We start from the raw sequence: 18,459 nt of genomic DNA, 5'->3' as shown, positions 1-18,459 counted from the left end.
CCAGGGTTAGCGTGGTGCGTAGGACTTCTTGGCTTTTTCCAGCAGGTCCAGCTTGACCCAGTCCTTGGCGGCAGGCGGCTTGGCCATGCGTCCGACGCCGAACTTCACCATATAGTCGGTGGTCAGCTGCACGTGGCTCTGGGTAATGTCTTCCGTAAAGATGGCGTTGTCGATGGCGTCGCGGTAGTCCTCGCTGGTGATCTGGTTCTTGAACATCGATTCACGCACGTATTTTTCCGCCAGTTTCGGATCGGCCAGGAAAGCGCGGGTGGCGGCGACAAAGCAGTCCATGAAGCGCTGCGCCACTTCCGGTTTTTCCTTGTACATTTTTTCCGTCATCACCAGCGCGCGCACCGGTTCGCCCAGCGGCGTGTCATACGGTTTGATGATGGCGGCGCCATATTTCTTGTGGATTGCCTGGGTCGAATACGGCTCCGACTGGCTCATGACGTCGATATCCTTGGTCAAGAGCGCTTGGTTCAGGTCGGGGTAGCCCATGTACAGGATCTGCACGTCCTTGCCCGGCTTGTCGGACCAGGTCAGCTTGGCCTTGGTCAGTTCGGCGAACAGCAGGATTTCCTGCGGGCCGCCACGGGTGACGCCGACTTTCTTGCCTTTCAGGTCGGCGATGCCCTTGATATTGAGGTCGGGGCGGCCGACGATCTGCACGCCACCCTTGGCGAAACCGCCGACCAGGTAGACCGGCAGACCGGTGGCGCGGCCGGTGATGGCCGCTTCCAGCGCGCTGGCCGAGACGTCGATCTCGCCGGCGATCATGGCCGGCACGATGTCGAGGCCCTTGGCGAAGATGCGTTCCTCGATCTTCAGGTCATATTTCGGGGCGATTTCCTTCATGTAGGCGACCGCGCCGTAGTGGGCGAATTTCAGGTTGCCCAGGCGCACCAGGTCGGCGGCGTGCACGGACAGGGGGAATTGCGCGGCCAGCGCGACGGTGACGGCCAGGGCCTTGGTGTTGAAAAAGGATGAAAAAGACGAAACTCGGGCAGGGTGGGTCATGCTGTCTCCAATAGATGATGGTGTTTTACGGGCTGCTCTGACGGCGGCCATGGAAAACATAAGAGCATCTTCCGTGCCAGTGAAACGTATTTTGGAAAGAATGGCAAGTGATTGTTTCTAAACGTTAAATTGTGGCGTGCACAAAACGTTTACCGGACGGTTTCCGTTTTTTCGCACGCATGGCGAAAAAACTGTGCGGATAGCCGCACTGGCCGATGAAGACTTGAGGCAGATCAATACAGAACAATACAGATGCGGTGAACCTGCGGCGTGAAATCGACTCCAAGCATAAAAAAACGCGTTGGATCGAAGACCGCAACGCGTAACTCCCCCGAGGAGTGGGGGCGCGCCGCGCTATGACTGTGATGTTTTGCTGCGCGGCGCCGGGTGGAACGACAGGCTTGATTACTGCGCTGGCGGCGTGGCCGGTGGCACGGCCGGTGCGGTGGCGGGGTCGGTCAAGGGGGCAGGCGTGACGCCGGGCGCCGTTTCAGGCGTGGTGGCGGGCGCGGCCGGATCGACCGGGGCAGGCGTCACCGCCGGTGCGGTGGCGGGCGGTGCGGCTTCCGGCAGCGGGGCGTCGGCGGGTTTCTTGCACGCGGAGAGACTGATCAGGGCCGCGGCGGCCAGCAGATAAGGCATTTTCATCATCATGATTCCTTTGCAAAGACAGGTTGGGAGATGCCGGCTGGTGCCGTCCATGTTTCTACAGCGCTTGCAACAGCGGCTGCAACGGCAAGCCATGCCAGTCATCGATCGTGGGCGCCAGGCAGTGCACTAGTTACATGCCTGACGATCAGCTTGATTTTATGTCAAGCCAATTCACGCATCTGTTCGCCATCGCACGTTAAGCAAGGAATGGAAGTGCAATACTGGATTCAGCACCGCAATGCAAACGCCGCACGAAAGTTACTGCTTCCGTACAGAAATATTTTTAACTTTCTTGATCTTACTGTCCGCTAATGTTCGTTAACGCACAGACCGAGATGACGCCAGCAGGCATTCTGTGGTCAGACGTCTGGAATTAGTGATTTCCTGGCACACACCAGGTACTCAGCAATTCAGGCTACCGGCAATCGTTTAAAAGGAGTATTCAAATGCATGCAATGACCCAGTCTCACGTGAAGAGCGAAATGAAGGCAGCGCACCAGGAACTTCGTGGATCCGAAAAAGGTTCCTCAATGGCAATGGTAGAGCGTGCCGCACCGATCCCCCCGGAGCGCATGAACCCGATTTCCATGGCACCCATCGAGCGCGTACGTTCCACCTCGGCCACCTTGCGCCGTATCGAGAACATGCAAAAGCTGATCGGTGAATTGTCGCTGCACGAAATGCTGGCTGATGAAATCGCCTGGTTCCTCAAATTCTCGCCATCGGGCGCCCGCAAATATATCCGCGACCTGCGCGAAGCGGGCGTGATCGAACTGGCCCGCTATATCGAAGGCACGGCCACCTACCTGGGCAAGGCCGTGTACCAGCTGACCCCGGATCCTGAGCGCGTGCGTGCCTTCCTGGCTGCCATCGTCCAGCCGAAACGCGAAGGCGCGCCACCGCGCAAGGACCGTCCGGGCCTGCGCGAGCAGAGCATGGCAGGCAGCGGCCGTCACTTCCATATCCTGGCCGATGACACCCATTACGCCATCCGCGTCAACCGTGGCCCGGTCACGCGCGATCCGCTGGTGGCCGCCCTGTTCGGCATGCCGCAGCAGAAAAGCGAATAAACCCGCCTCTGGCCGGCCTGCTGGCCGCCAGATGGCGTAATGATAGTCACTTTGATTCTCAATCTGACCATCTGCTGCACTCAGCAAGACACCAAAGCCGGGTCACGACCCGGCTTTTGGCATGCTGGCCGCCATTTTCATAGCGATTGAAAAGATGGCAATCAGCCCCATCTTGGCTGGACTGCCTCAACCAGGAGTCCCTGCCGTGCCTGATTTCGCCTGCCTCTATCCGCCAGCACCTGGCAACCGCTGTTCCGCCCGCCTGACCCGGGCCGCCTCATGAATCCCCTGCTGTGGATCGCCCTGGTCACCATCGGCATCGTGCTGTCGCTGTGGTTGCCCCGCTGGCGCCTGAAGCGCGCCCTGTCGCGCCCGCTTCCGCCCGAGGGGCTTGCCATGTTGGAAAGCAATATCCCTGTCTACCGCCATATGCCGGCGCCGCTGCAGGAGCAGTTGCGCCGGCTGGTGGTGCAGTTCCTGTATCAAAAGAAGTTTGTCGGCTGCGGCGGCCTGGAGATCACCGACGAGATGCGCTACACCATCGCCGGCCAGGCCTGTTTGCTGCTGCTGAACCGCGACACCCTGGTCTATCCCGAGCTCGACACCATCCTGGTCTACCCGAACGAATTCGTCGTCACGCGCGATGAGGTGGGGCCGGGCGGCGTGGTCACGCCTGCGGCCAATGGCCTGCTGGGCGAATCGTGGGGCGATGGCCGGGTGGTGCTGGCCTGGGACCATGTACAGCGCGGCGCGGCCGACTGGACCGATGGCCAGAACGTGGTGCTGCATGAATTCGCCCACCAACTCGACAGCGAATCGGGGGCCGCCAATGGCGCGCCATACTTGCCCAACGTCACCAGCTACCGCAGCTGGGCCACGGTGCTGTCGCGCGACTTCGAACATCTGCGCCACGACGCCATCTACCACCAGCACAGCGTGATGGACCACTACGGCGCCACCAATCCGGCCGAGTTCTTCGCCGTCGCCACCGAAACGTTTTTTGAAAAACCGTACCAGATGGCCGAGCATCACGCCGAGCTGTACGCCGAGTTTCTCAAGTTCTACAAGGTCGACCCGCGCGACTGGGCCACGGCGCCGCCCGAGCCCGAGCACATGCACTCGCCGTTTCCCAACTACGCGCCGCAATGGTAAAGCCGGGTTTCAGGTCTTGAACTCGGCCACCAGGAAGTCGATAAACACGCGCATCTTGGCCGGCAGGTTGCTGCGGCTCAGGTAGTACAGATACAGGTCGGCCGAGGGCAGGGTGTAGCCCGGCATCACCTCCCTGAGCCGGCCGCTGTCCAGGTATTTCGCCACGTCCCACTCCGAGCGCTGCACGATGCCGTGGCCGTCCAGCGCCCAGTTCAGCACGATATCGCCATCGTTGCTCGACACGGCCCCGCGCACCTTCACCAGCTCCACCGAGCGCCCCTTTTGCAAGCGCCAGGTGCCGTACACATCGTCATTCTGCCGGTGCAAAATGCAGCGGTGGCGGTGCAGCTCTTCCGGCGTTTGCGGCTCGCCCGCCTGCTTCAGATAGGCCGGCGAGGCGCACAGGAAACGCCGGTTGCTCATCAGTTTCCTGGCCGTCAAGCGCGTGTCCGGCAATTCGCCGAAGCGTATCGCCACGTCATACGCTTCTTCCACCAGGCTGATCGGCCGGTCCGTCAGATGCAGTTCCACCTCCACTTCCGGATAGGCATGGGCGAAGCGCGAGACGATGGGCGCGATGCGGGTGCGGCCAAAGCCGGGCGTGCCGTTGACGCGCAGCAGGCCTTTCGGTGCCGCGCGCCCGCTGGACACGGACTCCTCCATGTCGCGGATCTGGTGCAATATCTGCGCCGCCTGCGCCAGGTACAGCTCGCCTTCGTTGGTCAGGCTGATGCGGCGGGTGGTGCGATTCACCAGGCGCACGCCGAGCCGCTGTTCCAGCAGGCTCAGGCGCTTGGTGATGGCCGGCGGCGTGACACCCAGCTCGCGCGCCGTGGCCGCCATATTGCCCAGCTTGGCCAGCAGCACGAAAAACGCCAGGTCGGGCGCAGCATCATTTTTCATCTGAAGTGAATAATGGTTTTAATTGAGGTGAATTATAAGCATTTAATTCAAGAGTAAGCTCTGTTTTACTTTGACAGGAGACACTCCCATGAAAATCGTTGAAATCCGCGAAAAAACCGTACCCATCAGTTCCCCCATCCGCAACGCCTATATCGATTTCAGCAAGATGACCTTGAGCCTGGTCGCGGTAGTCACCGACGTGATCCGCGACGGCAAGCCGGTGATCGGCTACGGCTTCAATTCGAACGGCCGCTACGGCCAGGGCAAGCTGATGCGCGAACGCTTTATTCCCCGCATCCTGGAAGCGGACCCGGCCAGCCTGGTCGACGACGCTGGCACCAATCTCGATCCGCACAAGATCTGGAACTGCATGTTTACCAATGAAAAACCGGGCGGCCACGGCGAGCGTTCGGTGGCCATCGGCACCATCGACATGGCGGTCTGGGATGCGGTGGCCAAGATCGAAGGCAAGCCGCTGTTCCAGCTGCTGGCCGACCGTTACGGCAACGGTACGCCGGACCGCAATATTTTTGTCTATGCGGCCGGCGGCTATTACTACCCGGGCCAGAACCACGACAAGCTGAAGGACGAGATGCGCAGCTATATCGACCGCGGCTATACGGTGGTGAAGAAAAAGATCGGCGGCGCCGACCTCGACGAAGACCTGCGCCGCATCGATTCCGTGCTCAGCGTGCTGCAGGACGGCCAGAAGCTGGCGGTCGACGCGAATGGCCGCTTCGACCTCGATACGGCCGTGAAATACGCCAAAGCCCTCTCGCAATACGATCTGTTCTGGTACGAGGAACCCGGTGATCCGCTCGACTTCGAACTGCAGGCCACCTTGCGCAATTACTATACCAACCCGATGGCCACCGGCGAAGACCTGTTCTCGATGCAGGATGCGCGCAACCTGATCCGCTACGGCGGCATGCGCGCCGACCGCGACTGGCTGCAGTTCGACTGCGCGCTCAGCTACGGCCTGGTGGAATATTTGCGCACGCTGGACATGCTGAAGGAGCACGGCTGGTCTGCCAAGCGCTGCATTCCGCACGGCGGCCACCAGATGTCCTTGAATATCGCCGCCGGCCTGGGCCTGGGCGGCAATGAATCGTACCCGGACCTGTTCCAGCCGTATGGCGGTTTTCCCGATGGCGTGAAGGTCGACAACGGCCATATCCTGCTGCCGGAACTGCCCGGCATCGGCTTCGAAGGCAAGGCGGACCTGTACCGCGAGATGGTCAAGCTGGCTGAATAAGCGAGCGCGTCTGATTTGTTCGCCGCCGCGCAAGCCGTACCCAGATCCGGCAATGCGGCGGCGTGCCCCTACCTGTTTTTCATTGGAGGAGACACCCCATGAATGCGCAACGTTTCAAGCAACTCGCTTCCACCCTGTATATCCAAGTCATCATCGGCTTGACGGCTGGCATACTGCTCGGCCATTTTTATCCCGATATCGGCGTCGAACTCAAGCCGCTGGGCGACCTCTTCATCAAACTGATCAAGATGCTGCTGGCGCCCATCATCTTTGCCTCGGTGGTGGTCGGCATCGCCCGCATGGGCAGCGTCAAGGAAACCGGGCGGGTCGGCGCGAAGGCGATGATCTATTTTGAAGTCTGCTCGACCGTGGCGCTGGTGTTCGGCCTGCTGGTGGTAAACCTGGTCAAGCCGGGCGTGGGCATGAATATCGACGCCAGCCAGATCGATACGGCCTCGATCAAGAGCTACACGGCGGCGGCCGAACATCACACCACCACCGAATTCCTGATGAACATCGTACCCAATAGCGTGGTCGGTGCTTTTGCTCAGGGCAACATGTTGCAGATTATTTTGTTCTCGCTGCTGTTTTCGTTTGCCCTGAACCGGCTGGGCAAGAAGGTCATGCCGCTGGTCGACGGCCTCGACATGTTCCTGCACGGCATGTTCGGCGTGGTGCGCATCGTGATGTTCCTGGCGCCCATCGGCGCGTTCGGCGGCATCGCGTTTACCATCGCCAAATACGGTATCGGCACCCTCAGTTCGTTTGCCGAACTGATGATTGCCGTGTACGTCACCTGCATCCTGTTCGTCATCATCGTGCTGGGTGCCGTGATGCGCTATTGCGGCGTGCCGCTGTGGGGTTTTTTGAAATATATCAAGGACGAACTGCTGATCGTGTTGGGCACCGCGTCCACCGAAGCGGTGCTGCCGCAGATGCTGGTCAAGATGGAAGCGATGGGCTGCCAGAAAAAGATCGTCGGTCTGGTGTTGCCCACCGGCTATACCTTCAATGCCGACGGCACGGCGATCTACCTGACCATGGCGGCCATCTTTATCGCGCAAGCCACCAATGTCGACATGACCTTGTGGGACCAGCTGGTGATCCTGGGCGTGATGCTGCTGACCTCGAAAGGTTCGGCCGGCGTGGCCGGCGCCGGTTTCGTCGCGCTGGCGGCCACGCTGGCGTCGATGCACAAGATTCCGATTTCCGGGCTGGTGCTGCTGGTGGGCATAGACCGTTTCCTCAACGAGGCGCGCGCCGTCACCAACCTGATTGGCAACGGCGTGGCAACCATCGCCGTGGCGAAGTGGGAGGGTGCGCTGGACCTGGAGCAGATGCGCCGTGCCTTTGCGGCGGCTAGCGCAGGGCTGGAATTGCCTGGCACGCCAGCGCCCGACCTGCCCACCGGCGAGATTGTGCCGCCAGTCAATACCATCAAGGCGTCCACCTGACCAGCGCGGGGCCGGCATGGCCCCGCCTTCCCACCTTTGAAACGATTTGATCATGCAAGAAAATTCCCGCAAACAGTCCGCCGCACGCGAACAGCACCGGCTCGCCGCGCTCGACTATCACGCCGCTCCCCGCGCAGGCAAGATCAGCATCACGCCCACCAAGCCCCTGCTCAACCAGCGCGACCTGGCGCTGGCCTATTCGCCCGGCGTGGCCGCCCCCTGCGAAGAAATCGTCATCGATCCGGCCAACGCCTACAAATACACGGCGCGCGGCAATCTGGTGGCCGTGATCACCAACGGCACGGCCGTGCTGGGCCTGGGCAATATCGGTCCGCTGGCCGCCAAGCCGGTGATGGAAGGCAAGGGCGTGCTGTTCAAGAAGTTCGCCGGTATCGACGTGTTCGACATCGAAATCAACGAACTGGACCCTGATAAACTGGTCGACATCATCGCGTCGCTGGAGCCGACCTTCGGCGGCATCAACCTGGAAGACATCAAGGCGCCCGAGTGCTTCTATATCGAGCGCCAGCTGCGCGAGCGCATGAAGATTCCCGTCTTCCATGACGACCAGCACGGCACCGCCATCATCGTCGGCGCGGCCATCCTGAACGGCATCCAGTATGTCGGCAAGGACATCAAACACTGCAAACTGGTGGTCTCGGGCGCCGGCGCCGCGGCATTGGCCTGCCTGGACCTGATCGTCGACCTGGGCTTCCCGCTTGAAAACATTTTCGTCACCGACCTGGCCGGCGTGGTCTACAAGGGCCGCACCGAGCTGATGGACCCGGACAAGGAGCGTTTCGCGCGCGACACCCCGGCCCGTACCCTGGCCGAAGTGATCCCCGACGCCGACATCTTCCTCGGCCTGTCGGCCGGCGGCGTGCTGAAACAGGACATGGTCAAGACCATGGCCAAGAACCCGCTGATCCTGGCGCTGGCCAACCCGAATCCGGAAATCCTGCCCGACGACGTGAAAGCCGTGCGTGGCGACGCCATCATCTGCACCGGCCGTTCGGATTACCCGAACCAGGTCAACAACGTGCTGTGCTTCCCCTACATTTTCCGTGGCGCCCTCGATTGCGGCGCGACCACCATCACGCGCGAAATGGAAATTGCCGTGGTGCACGCGATCGCCGAACTGGCGCATGCCGAGCAGTCCGACATCGTCGCCACCACCTATGGTTTCACCAGCCTGTCGTTCGGCCCGGAATACCTGATCCCGATGCCGTTCGATCCGCGTTTGCTGATCAAGATCGCGCCGGCGGTGGCCAAGGCGGCCGAAGATTCGGGCGTGGCGACGCGTCCGATCAAAGACCTGCAAGCGTACGCCGACAGCCTGCAGCAATTCGTGTATCGCAGCGGCACCTTCATGAAGCCGCTGTTCCAGGTGGCCAAGAAAACCGCGAACGAACTCAAACGCATCGTCTACGCCGAAGGCGAAGAAGAGCGCGTGTTGCGCGCGGTGCAAGTGGTGGTCGACGAGAAACTGGCGCGTCCCATCCTGGTGGGCCGTCCTGCCGTGCTGGAAACGCGGATCCAGAAGTTCGGCCTGCGGCTGAAGCAAGGCGTCGACTTCGACATCATCAACCCGGATTTCGACGAGCGCTATCGCGATTACTGGACCACGTATTACGAGATGACCAGCCGCAAGGGCGTCACCGAGGAATACGCCAAGCTGGAAATGCGCCGCCGCCACAGCCTGATCGGCTCGATGATGATACACAAGGGTCACGCCGACGGCATGATCTGCGGCACCTTCGGCACCACCCAATTGCACCTGAAATATATCGACCAGGTGCTGGGCAAGCGCGCCGGCAGCAATGTCTACGCCGCCATGAACGTGCTGATCATGCCCGAGCGCCAGCTGGTGATGGTCGACACCCACGTCAATGAAAACCCGGACGCGGATCAATTGGCCGAGATCACCATCATGGCCGCCGAAGAGATGACCCGTTTCGGCTTGTCGCCGCGCGCGGCATTGTTGTCGCACTCGAACTTCGGTTCCAGCGACAGCGCCTCGGCGCAGAAGATGCGCGCCGCGCTGGCGATCATCAAGGAACGCGCGCCGGACCTGGAAATCGACGGCGAAATGCACGGCGACACGGCGCTCGACAGCAAGCTGCGCCACAAGCTGATGCCGAACTCGGACCTGAAGCACGACGCCAACCTGCTGGTGATGCCGAATATCGAGTCCGCCAACATCGCCTACAACCTGGTGAAAACCGCCGCCGGCAACGGCATCGCGGTCGGCCCTATCCTGCTCGGCTGCGCCAAGCCGGTGCACATCCTGACGCCATCGGCCACCGTGCGCCGCATCGTCAACATGACGGCGCTGTGCGTGGTCGATGCCGCCGGCGCACGACAGGCGGCGCCGTGAATTCCCGGCTGCTGTGTGCGGCGCCGCTGCCGCCCGCCATCGCCGCGCGCGCCGAAAGCAGCTTTGGCGCCGTCACCTCGCAAGCCCGCCAGCTGGGCACGGACGAGACGATCGCCATGCTGCAGGGCAATGCGCATATGCAGGCCGTGCTGATCTCCAGCCGCGTCCGTTTCGATGCCGCGGCAATAGAACGGCTGCCATCCTCGCTCAGGCTGATTGCCACCTGCAGCGTGGGATATGATCATGTCGATCTTGCCGCCGCCGGTACGCGCGGCATTGTTATCACCAATACACCGGATGTGGTGACGGAAGCGACCGCCGACCTGGCGCTGTTCCTGATGCTGGGGGCATTGCGGCGCGGGCGCGAGTATGCGGCCGTCATGGAGCAGGGCTGGCGCCAGCGCTTTGGCCTGGGCGATATGCTGGGCCGCGATTTGCATGGCAAGACGCTGGGCATCATCGGCATGGGCCGCATCGGCCAGGCGGTGGCGCGGCGGGCGCGCGGCTTCGGCGTGACGGTGCTGTACCACAACCGGCGCCGGCTGGCGCCGGAAAGCGAGCAGGGCGCCCGGTATGTCGCGGATGTGCGCGCCATGCTGCCCCAGTGCCAGGTTTTGTCGCTGCATGCACCCGGCGGCGCGCTCGGCGGCCAGGTCGACGGGGCGCTGCTGGCGCTGCTGCCGCGCGGCGCGGTGCTGGTCAATACGGCGCGCGGCACGCTGGTCAACGAAGACGATCTGATTGCCGCGCTGCATAGCGGCCAGTTGGCTGCAGCCGGACTCGACGTGTTCCGTTGCGAGCCGGACTACGATCTGCGCCTGCGCGATCTGCCCAATGTCTTCATGACGCCGCACATGGGAACGGCCACTGTGGAAACGCGCGAGGCCATGGGCCACCGGGCGCTCGACAATGTCGCGGATCTGCTGGCGGGGCGCGCGCCGCGCGATGCGTTGTCATCAACGATTTGTGCATAAACGATTTACGTATAAGTAATGCCGAAAAGATTCCTTTTTGTATATATGGCGGCCGGGGTTTAATGGCGGCATTCTCGATGCCATTACAGGATTTCCATGCAGACCCGTCTTCACCTCGCCGCACTTGTACTGACCACTGTCGCGTTTTCCCAGCTGGCCCATGCCGACCAGCTGGCCGCCATCAAGGCCAAGGGCGAGCTGGTCTGCGGCGCGCTGGGCACGGATGAGCCGAACAGCTTTATCGATGCCAAGTCGCGCCAGCTGGTGGGCTATGAAGTGGACCTGTGCCGCGAAATCGCCAGGGGCCTGGGCGTAAAGCCGGTGATCAAGCAGCTGGCGGTGGCGGCCCGTATCCCTGAACTGCAGCAGGGCCGCGTCGATATCCTGACGGCGTCGCTGACCCACAACAAGGAGCGCGAAAGCCTGATCGATTTTTCGCTGTCGACGTTTGCCACCGGCCAGCGCGTGCTGGTGAAAAAAAGCAGCAATATCACCAGCGTTGCCGGCCTGGCGGGCAAGAAAGTGCTGACCGTCAAGGGCGGCACCCAGGAACCGAATATCCGCAAGGCCGTGCCCGGCGTCGACGTGGTGACGTTCGAGACGGCGGGCCAGGCCTATCACGGCTTGCAGCAGGGCAAGGGCGCCGGCTATGTCGACGATGAAGTCTCGCTGCTGAACAATTACGCCAAGCTGGGCGCGGCGCAGAAAGACTATCTGGTGCTGCCGCAAAACATCAGCAAGGAAGTGCTGGCCTTCGGCATCCGCAAGGGCGAAAGGGGCTTCAAGACGGCGGTCGACAATGTGTTGCGCGGCCTGGAAAAATCGGGCGAGGCGGAAAAACTGTTCTTCAAATGGTATGGCCCGACCAGCAATGTGAAGTTCGAAAAGCGCACCTTTAAAATCGACTCGGACAAGATCGACGCCTGATCAGGCTTGATGGTCGATCCCTATGTTTGATCCGCATATCCTGCTGTCCGGCGACTACCGCGACTGGTTGCTGGCCGGCTTGCTGCTGTCGCTGCAATTGATGGGCATCACCTTGCTGCTGTCCTTGCCGCTGGCCTGTGGCGTGGCCATGCTGCGCCTGGCGCCGTCGCGCCTGTTGAATGCGCTGGGCACCGTGTATATCGAGCTGATCCGCAACGTGCCGCTGCTGGCGCATTTTTTGTTCTGGTATTTTGCCGCGCCCGAGTTGCTGCCGCAGGCCTGGAAGGAGCGCCTGTACGCCGGCAATGTCGAGGCCACCAGCGCCGTCGTCGCGCTGACGCTGTACACGGCCGCCTATATGGCCGAAGATATCCGCAGCGGCATCCGCGCGATTCCCATGCAGCAATTCGAAGCGGGCAGGGCGCTGGGCTTCGGCTACCTGGCCACCATGCGCCTGTGCATCCTGCCGCAGGCGCTGCGCCTGGCCGCGCCGCCGCTGCTGTCGCAAACCCTGAACCTGTGGCAAAACACGAGTATCGCCACCGTGATCGGCGTGGCCGAGCTGATGTACCAGACCCAGCGCGTGGAGTCCGCCTCGTTTCGCAGCGTGGAGGCGTTTGCCTTTGCCAGCGCCGCCTACCTGGCCATTTCGCTGGGCATCGCCGGCGCGGCCTTCCTGCTGCAAAAAAGGCTGGCGCGATGATAGCCCTGATACAGGATTACTGGCTGTATTTCCTGGTCGGCCGCTATCCGGAAGGACCGCTGGGCGGCCTGGCGCTGACGGTCGTGCTGGCCAGCCTGGCGCTGGTGCTGAGCCTGCCTTTGGGCTTGCTGCTGGGCCTGGCCCGCCTCAGTCCCTGGCGCGCGCTGCGCTGGCCGGTGGCCTGCCTGATCCAGCTGGTGCGCGGGATTCCCTTGCTGCTGGTGATCTTCTGGGCCTATTTCTTTTTGCCCAGTTTGACGGGCCATGAAAGCGGCCAGTTCGGCACCATGCTGGCCGCGCTGGTGGTGTTCGATGCGATCTACCTGGCCGAAATCGTGCGCGCCGGCGTGCAGGCCGTGCCGAAGGGACAGTTCGAGGCGGCCCGTTCGCTGGGCCTGGGCTATGCGGCCACCATGGGTTCCATCATCCTGCCGCAGGCGCTGCGCCATATGCTGCCCTCGCTGGTGAACCAGTTCGTCTCGACCATCAAGGAAACCTCGCTCGGCTACATCATCGGCCTGTCCGAAGTGTCGTTCATCGCCTCGCAGATCAATGGCCTGGTGCTGGTCAAGCCGGTGCAAGTGTATTTCCTGCTGGGCCTGACCTACTTCATTCTTTGTTTCAGCCTGTCGCGCGCCGCCTTCTGGCTCGAGCGCCGCCAGGCGCGCACCCTGACGGCGGCCGCATGATCACGTTTGACCAGGTCAACAAATACTATGGCAACTACCACGCGCTCGACGGCGTCAGCGAGCAGGTCGCCAGGGGCGAAGTGCTGGTGGTGTGCGGCCCGTCCGGCTCCGGCAAATCGACCCTGATCCGCACCATCAACCGCCTGGAGACTATCGCCTCCGGGCGCATCACGGTGGCCAGCCAGGATATCCACGCGCCGGGGCTGGACGTGAATGCCTTCCGCTCGCGGATCGGCTTCGTGTTCCAGCAGTTCAATCTGTTTCCCCATCTGTCGGTACTGGATAATTGCACGCTGGCGCCGCAGCGCCTGCGCGGCCTGCCGCGCAAGGAGGCAGAACGGCGCGCGCTGGAGCTGCTCGACCGGGTCGGCCTGGCGCACAAGGCCAAAGCGATGCCGGCGGCGTTGTCCGGCGGCCAGCAACAGCGCGTGGCGATCGCCCGCGCGCTGGCCATGCAGCCGCCGCTGATGCTGTTCGATGAACCGACCAGCGCGCTCGACCCGGAAATGGTGGGCGAAGTGCTGCAGGTGATGCGCGACCTGGCGCAGGGCGGCATGACGATGGTCTGCGTCACGCATGAGATGGGCTTTGCGCGCGAAGTGGCCGACCGGGTCTGGTTCATGGATCACGGCAAGGTGCTGGAACGGGCCACGCCCGATGCATTTTTCAGCCGCCCGCAACATCCGCGCGCGCGGCAATTCCTGGCCGATATCCGCCGCCCCTGATGGCGGCAGGTGATTTTTGGGCAGTGTGCGCAAGCGTACAGTCGCCATCGGGCCGCAGGCGCACGCTATGCACGGTGGCGCCCTTGCGCCAAGTTCATCGACTAGCGACCAGGAGAACCATCATGTCACGCATCCTTGCAGGTCATTTCCAGTTACAGGACGAGGTCGACGCGGCGCGCGCGGCCCTGGTCCGGGCGGGCTTTGCCGACAGCCGCATCAGCGCTTTTTTCGTCAACCAGCCGGGCCAGCATGATCTGCATGAGCTCGGTGGCGACCGCGACATGTCGCCGGGTGCCAAGGAAACCCCGGAAGGCCTGGCCGAAGGGGCCGCCGTCGGCGCCGCGGTGGGCGCCGGCGTGGGGGCGGCCACCGCCCTGGCCACCGGTCCGCTGGGCCCGCTGGTCGGCGCGCTGGTGGGCGCCCATGTGGGTTCCTTGTACAGCTTCAACAAAATGAAGGGCGCCGGCGAATCGGAAGAGGTGGAGCCGGGCGAAGGCAGCCCGCATGAAAACCAGCGCCGGCCGCGCCAGCCCGGCATGCTGATCGCGGTGGCCATCGAGGGCGACGAGGAGGGCGAACGGGCGCTGGCCACCCTGCGCCAGCTGGGCGCGCAAAACCTGGAGCAGGCCGAGGGCAGCATCGTCAACGGCGACTGGGAAGACTTCGACCCGCTCAGCATCCCCGTGCGCGTGGCTTGATGCCACATGCGCACAAACAGCCGTGCGCCGGCGGCTTGATCCCTGTTACTATTAATCGCATAAATAGTGCCGACAGGGATGGTTCCCATGCGCCAGAGTTGCTTGGAATCATCGTTACTGTCCGTCATCTTGCCAGCCGCAAGCTAACGAGTATGGATAGGGGCGCGTCATGACACAAGCATGGTTCATTCTCACCCGGCCCGATGGGCGCAATATCAGCGCCCCCACGCCGACCCAGCTGGCCGAAGCGCTGGAGCAGGTGTACCGCGAGGCCAGTCCCGGTCCCGACGGCGGCCCCGCCAGCGCCATGCTGCGTTTCGGCTACGATGACGGCCTGATGTACCAAGTGGAAGTGGCTAGCGGTGGCGAAGTCACTTTCGAGGAATGGTCGGACCGCGATTGCGAGATCGCCCTGGCCAGCCCGCGCCGCATGACGGCGCTGCGCCAGGACGACGCGCTGCAGCTGTGGCAATGGCTGGCCCAGCGCCAGGTGGCCAAGATCCGCGCGCAGACCTGGCATTCCGAAGACTGAAACAGCTCAGTGCGCCATCAGCACCGGTACCGTCATGCTTTGCAGCACCGTGCGCGTGACGCCGCCGAGGATGGTTTCGCGCAGCCGCGAGTGGCCATAGGCGCCCATCACCAGCAAGTCGGCCGACAGTTCGGACACCTGCGTCAGCAAGGCTTCGCCGATATCGCCGCGCCGCGTGGCGCCGCCGTCCAGTAACAGCAGTTTTGCCTGCACGCCGTGGCGGGCCAGGTATTGCAGCAGGTCGGCGCCCGGATGGTCGCCATGCTCGGCCGCATGCAGCTGGGCGTCGAACACGGCCACATGCACCTGGCCGGCCCGCTGCAGCAGCGGCAGGGCGGCGCTGACGGCGCGGCTGGCTTCCTTGCTGCCATTCCATGACACCAGCACATTGCGCGCGGCGGCCGGGTGATGGGGCTGCGCCAGCTGCGCCGGCGACATCGCATGCGGCACGATCAGGACCGGCCGGCCCGAATGCAGCAGCACATAGGCGGGAAAGTCGCGCATCACCGACGGCGACTTGTCGGCCGCGTTGTACTGGCTGATCACCACCAGGTCCGCATAGCGCGCCAGCAGGCTGATGCCGCCGGCCGCTTCGTCGTCGACCACGCGCTGCTCGTACGAGGCCACGCCGGCACTGCTGGCCTGCTGATCGAAACCGTCGAGCGCGCGCGCCGCCCGTTCACGCAGGAAATTGAGGTGCAGCGACAGGTTGGGATCGGCGTCCAGGTCGGGCTGGTGCTGGTACAGCAGGCGCGACACGCCCGTCAGGGCCACGCCCGTCAAGTGGCCGCCGCAGGCTTGCGCCACGCTGGCCGCCAGCGCGATGCGGGCGGCGCGCCCGGCGCCGTCATCGATATGGAGCAACACGGTTTTATACGTCATGAGCCGGCCTTTCAATGGAAACTGGCCTTCATTCTGGCACAGAGCGGCGGCTCGCCCGCGCACGGCTGCAACAGTCTGAGCCTTTGATCTTGCGCAAAGTCGCTGATAAAAACTGCTCCTACACTTGATCCCACTCAGAAAAACAATTCAAGAGGGAGATGCGATGACAGAACAATGGGCGGAACAACGCGTGGCGCTGGTCACCGGCGGCATGGGCGGCCTGGGAACGGCCCTGTGCCGCCGCCTGCATGGCGCCGGTTTTGCCGTGGTGGCCATGCATACGCCCGGTAATCCGCGCGTGGCGCACTGGCTGGAGGAGCAGCGCGCACAGGATTTCAACTTCCATGCGCTGGCCGCCGACGTCGGCGATTTCGACGCCTGCCAGTCGGCGGTCGGCCATGTGCTGCAGCAGTTCGGCCGGGTCGACGTGCTGGTCAACAATGCCGGCATCACGCGCGACGCCAGCATGCGCAAGATGGAGCGCGCGCACTGGAGCGAAGTGATGCGCACCAATCTCGACAGCATCTTCAACATGAGCAAGCAGGTGATCGAACCGATGCTGCTGAACCGCTGGGGCCGCATCATCAATATCTCGTCCGTCAATGGCCAGAAAGGCGCTTTCGGCCAGTGCAATTATGCGGCCGCCAAGGCCGGCGTGCACGGTTTTTCCAAGTCGCTGGCGCTGGAAGTGGCGCGCCATGGCGTGACCGTCAATACCGTCTCGCCCGGCTACCTGCGCACGCAGATGGTCACGGCCGTTCCCACCGACATCATGGAAAGGAAAATCCTGCCGCAGATTCCGCTGGGGCGGCTTGGCGAACCGGACGAGGTGGCCGCGCTGGTGGCCTACCTGGCCTCGGACGAAGCGGCGTTCGTGACGGGCGCGAATATCGCCATCAATGGCGGGCAGCACATGAGTTGACGAGTTGGTGTTGGAGGAGACCCGGCACCCAGCGCGCACACAGAGGCGGGCGGTTGCCGGCGCAGTAGAGCGGCAGTGACAGTGACGTGGCGGCAAGGCAAAGGGCAGGGCAGCGATGCCTTGCCCTTTGCCTTTTGGGAAGGGATGCCGGTCCGTGTGTCGCGGTCCGTCAATCGCCGCCTGCCTCGCGCAGCCGCTCGCGCACCGTCGCCAGGGTCGACAGGATGCGTTCCGGGCTGCGCGCGAGCACGGCCCGGCCCAGGTTCAACAAGCCGGTCGCCAGGCTGATCCAGTGGCTGACGCTGTCATGGCGGGCGATGCGCTGGCGCACAGTGTCCAGCAGGCCGCTCAGCTGGTGCTGGGCCGTGTCCAGCCCCGTGATGACGTGGCCGGCGGCGTCGGCATACAGCGCATTGGCTTGCTGGCGCAGCGCCACTTCCAGCGCGAACACGGCTTGTGCCTGGGCCTGGGTAATGCCGGCCTGGCCCAGGCTGGCGCGCTGGCGGATGGCGCGCATCACCGCCGCATGCAAGGCGGCAGCCGCCTGCGACAGGCTGTCGCCCAGCTGTTCGACCCGCATGGCGCTGCCGAGGGCGGCTTCGCGGCGCTCGTTCATGGCAATTCTCCCAAGGCGGCCAGGCGCGCATGTTCCTGCGCCAGCGCCGCCAGTTGCCGCTGCGCCAGGGTGTGGCGCAGGCCGTACAGCCGGTATTCGTCGACCTTGCTTTGCTGCACGGTTTTCGCCAGCACCGCCAGCAGGCGCTGCGCTGGCGTATCGGCAAAGGCGATATCCGTTTCCAGCAGGCCCAGCACGATATCGCGTTCATTGTCGCCGGCCTTGTCGTACAGGCGCAGCAGGCTGTTCAGCGCCGAGACGAGGGTTTGCAGCGCGGCATCGCCTTCCTGCATCAGCTGGCCCAGCATCTGGCGCTGCCGCGCCTCGCCGTGCATGCGCGCCAGCAGCCGCAGCAAGATGGTGTAGGCCGTCACCGCGCGGTCATCGATGCCGGTGCCGGGCCAGGCGCGTATCGTCACGCCGGCCGCGTTGATCTCGCTGGTGAACGCAAAACGGTCGTCGCGCGCCAGCTGGCCCAGGCCCTGCAGGTATTGCGACACGCCCAGCTGCAGCAGCGCCACGTCCGCATGCATGGCGCGGCGCTGGCGGTCGAGCGTTTTTTCGCTGGCGTCCTGCCGCTCGCTCAGGTAGGGCCGCAGGCGGTCATAGCTGTCGCGGTGGCGCAGCGCCAGTTCGCCAAACGCCTGCAGGGCCTTGGCGTCATCGGCCAGCGCCAGCACTTGGGCGCTGGCGGGCGCGCCGCTGCCGGACGTGGCGCAGCCGCCCAGCAGCAGGCTCGACAAAAAGAGGGCAATCGCAGGCAAGCGTTTCATGGCGTTCGGCGTAGCGGGAGGGAAAGCCGATTATCGGCGCCAGCGGGTGGCAAAGCATTGCGTTTAGGCAATGTTCATGGCATTCTGCCGGCCATTCGTCGCCGCCCAGGGGGCGTTTGTCGCGCTGTTGGCGGGCTTG

19 protein-coding genes are annotated in these 18,459 nt (G+C 63.4%); 13 read left to right on the top strand and 6 right to left on the bottom strand.

Annotation, left to right across the window (positions count from 1 at the left end):
* Positions 1-6 precede the first annotated feature (6 nt).
* Entirely contained in the window at positions 7-1,017 is a 1,011-nt protein-coding gene (locus Q8L25_RS26660; protein ID WP_308922256.1) for an ABC transporter substrate-binding protein, read from the bottom strand.
* Between the two features lie 405 nt (positions 1,018-1,422).
* On the bottom strand, positions 1,423-1,671 hold the full coding sequence (locus Q8L25_RS26655; RefSeq protein WP_308922255.1) for a hypothetical protein: 249 nt from the start codon (positions 1,669-1,671) through the stop codon (positions 1,423-1,425).
* Between the two features lie 569 nt (positions 1,672-2,240).
* Here Q8L25_RS26655 and Q8L25_RS26650 point away from each other — a divergent pair.
* Together Q8L25_RS26650 and Q8L25_RS26645 are read left to right on the top strand one after the other, a co-directional pair.
* On the top strand, positions 2,241-2,738 hold the full coding sequence (locus Q8L25_RS26650; protein WP_308922254.1) for a winged helix-turn-helix domain-containing protein: 498 nt from the start codon (positions 2,241-2,243) through the stop codon (positions 2,736-2,738).
* 279 nt (positions 2,739-3,017) lie between these two features.
* Complete coding sequence (locus tag Q8L25_RS26645; RefSeq protein ID WP_308922253.1) at positions 3,018-3,890, top strand: zinc-dependent peptidase; 873 nt, start codon at positions 3,018-3,020, stop codon at positions 3,888-3,890.
* Positions 3,891-3,899: 9 nt separating this feature from the next.
* Here Q8L25_RS26645 and Q8L25_RS26640 read toward each other — a convergent pair whose 3' ends face one another.
* Positions 3,900-4,793, bottom strand: a complete 894-nt coding sequence (locus Q8L25_RS26640; RefSeq protein ID WP_308922252.1) for a LysR family transcriptional regulator — start codon at positions 4,791-4,793, stop codon at positions 3,900-3,902.
* Between the two features lie 88 nt (positions 4,794-4,881).
* On the opposite strand from Q8L25_RS26640, the gene Q8L25_RS26635 reads away from it, so the two are divergent.
* The 10 genes from Q8L25_RS26635 (at position 4,882) to Q8L25_RS26590 (ending at position 15,127) form a co-directional block, all read left to right on the top strand.
* Positions 4,882-6,048, top strand: a complete 1,167-nt coding sequence (locus tag Q8L25_RS26635) for a mandelate racemase/muconate lactonizing enzyme family protein (protein WP_308922251.1) — start codon at positions 4,882-4,884, stop codon at positions 6,046-6,048.
* 98 nt (positions 6,049-6,146) lie between these two features.
* Positions 6,147-7,502: a C4-dicarboxylate transporter DctA gene (gene dctA, locus Q8L25_RS26630; RefSeq protein ID WP_308922250.1), complete on the top strand. Its 1,356-nt coding sequence runs from the start codon at positions 6,147-6,149 to the stop codon at positions 7,500-7,502.
* 52 nt (positions 7,503-7,554) lie between these two features.
* Positions 7,555-9,879, top strand: a complete 2,325-nt coding sequence (locus Q8L25_RS26625) for an NADP-dependent malic enzyme (RefSeq protein ID WP_308922249.1) — start codon at positions 7,555-7,557, stop codon at positions 9,877-9,879.
* A complete protein-coding gene (locus tag Q8L25_RS26620) occupies positions 9,876-10,853 on the top strand; it encodes a D-glycerate dehydrogenase (protein WP_308922248.1) in 978 nt (325 codons plus the stop codon). The genes Q8L25_RS26625 and Q8L25_RS26620 overlap by 4 nt, the downstream gene beginning before the upstream one ends.
* Before the next feature lie 96 nt (positions 10,854-10,949).
* Positions 10,950-11,780, top strand: coding sequence for an ABC transporter substrate-binding protein (locus Q8L25_RS26615; RefSeq protein ID WP_308922247.1), 831 nt, complete (start codon positions 10,950-10,952; stop codon positions 11,778-11,780).
* Positions 11,781-11,796: 16 nt separating this feature from the next.
* Positions 11,797-12,483 (top strand): amino acid ABC transporter permease, encoded by a 687-nt coding sequence (locus Q8L25_RS26610; protein WP_308925812.1) that lies wholly within the window; start codon positions 11,797-11,799, stop codon positions 12,481-12,483.
* Positions 12,480-13,172, top strand: a complete 693-nt coding sequence (locus tag Q8L25_RS26605) for an amino acid ABC transporter permease (RefSeq protein WP_308922246.1) — start codon at positions 12,480-12,482, stop codon at positions 13,170-13,172. The genes Q8L25_RS26610 and Q8L25_RS26605 overlap by 4 nt, the downstream gene beginning before the upstream one ends.
* Positions 13,169-13,897, top strand: coding sequence for an amino acid ABC transporter ATP-binding protein (locus Q8L25_RS26600; RefSeq protein WP_308922245.1), 729 nt, complete (start codon positions 13,169-13,171; stop codon positions 13,895-13,897). Before Q8L25_RS26605 ends, Q8L25_RS26600 begins: the two co-directional genes overlap by 4 nt.
* Before the next feature lie 122 nt (positions 13,898-14,019).
* A complete protein-coding gene (locus tag Q8L25_RS26595) occupies positions 14,020-14,595 on the top strand; it encodes a glycine zipper domain-containing protein (RefSeq protein ID WP_308922244.1) in 576 nt (191 codons plus the stop codon).
* Positions 14,596-14,764: 169 nt separating this feature from the next.
* A complete protein-coding gene (locus Q8L25_RS26590) occupies positions 14,765-15,127 on the top strand; it encodes a hypothetical protein (RefSeq protein ID WP_308922243.1) in 363 nt (120 codons plus the stop codon).
* A 6-nt stretch (positions 15,128-15,133) separates the two neighbouring features.
* Here Q8L25_RS26590 and Q8L25_RS26585 read toward each other — a convergent pair whose 3' ends face one another.
* Entirely contained in the window at positions 15,134-16,009 is an 876-nt protein-coding gene (locus tag Q8L25_RS26585; protein ID WP_308922242.1) for a universal stress protein, read from the bottom strand.
* A 163-nt stretch (positions 16,010-16,172) separates the two neighbouring features.
* On the opposite strand from Q8L25_RS26585, the gene phbB reads away from it, so the two are divergent.
* On the top strand, positions 16,173-16,931 hold the full coding sequence (gene phbB / locus Q8L25_RS26580; RefSeq protein ID WP_308922241.1) for an acetoacetyl-CoA reductase: 759 nt from the start codon (positions 16,173-16,175) through the stop codon (positions 16,929-16,931).
* Between the two features lie 169 nt (positions 16,932-17,100).
* Here phbB and Q8L25_RS26575 read toward each other — a convergent pair whose 3' ends face one another.
* Positions 17,101-17,547, bottom strand: coding sequence for a histidine kinase (locus Q8L25_RS26575; protein ID WP_308922240.1), 447 nt, complete (start codon positions 17,545-17,547; stop codon positions 17,101-17,103).
* A complete protein-coding gene (locus Q8L25_RS26570; protein WP_308922239.1) occupies positions 17,544-18,320 on the bottom strand; it encodes a hypothetical protein in 777 nt (258 codons plus the stop codon). Before Q8L25_RS26570 ends, Q8L25_RS26575 begins: the two co-directional genes overlap by 4 nt.
* Positions 18,321-18,459 lie beyond the last annotated feature (139 nt).

Origin of the sequence: Janthinobacterium sp. J1-1 (genome assembly GCF_030944405.1) — a bacterium.
In the GTDB taxonomy this organism is placed as follows: Bacteria; Pseudomonadota; Gammaproteobacteria; order Burkholderiales; family Burkholderiaceae_D; genus Janthinobacterium.
This window is presented reverse-complemented; position numbering and strand designations above follow the sequence as displayed.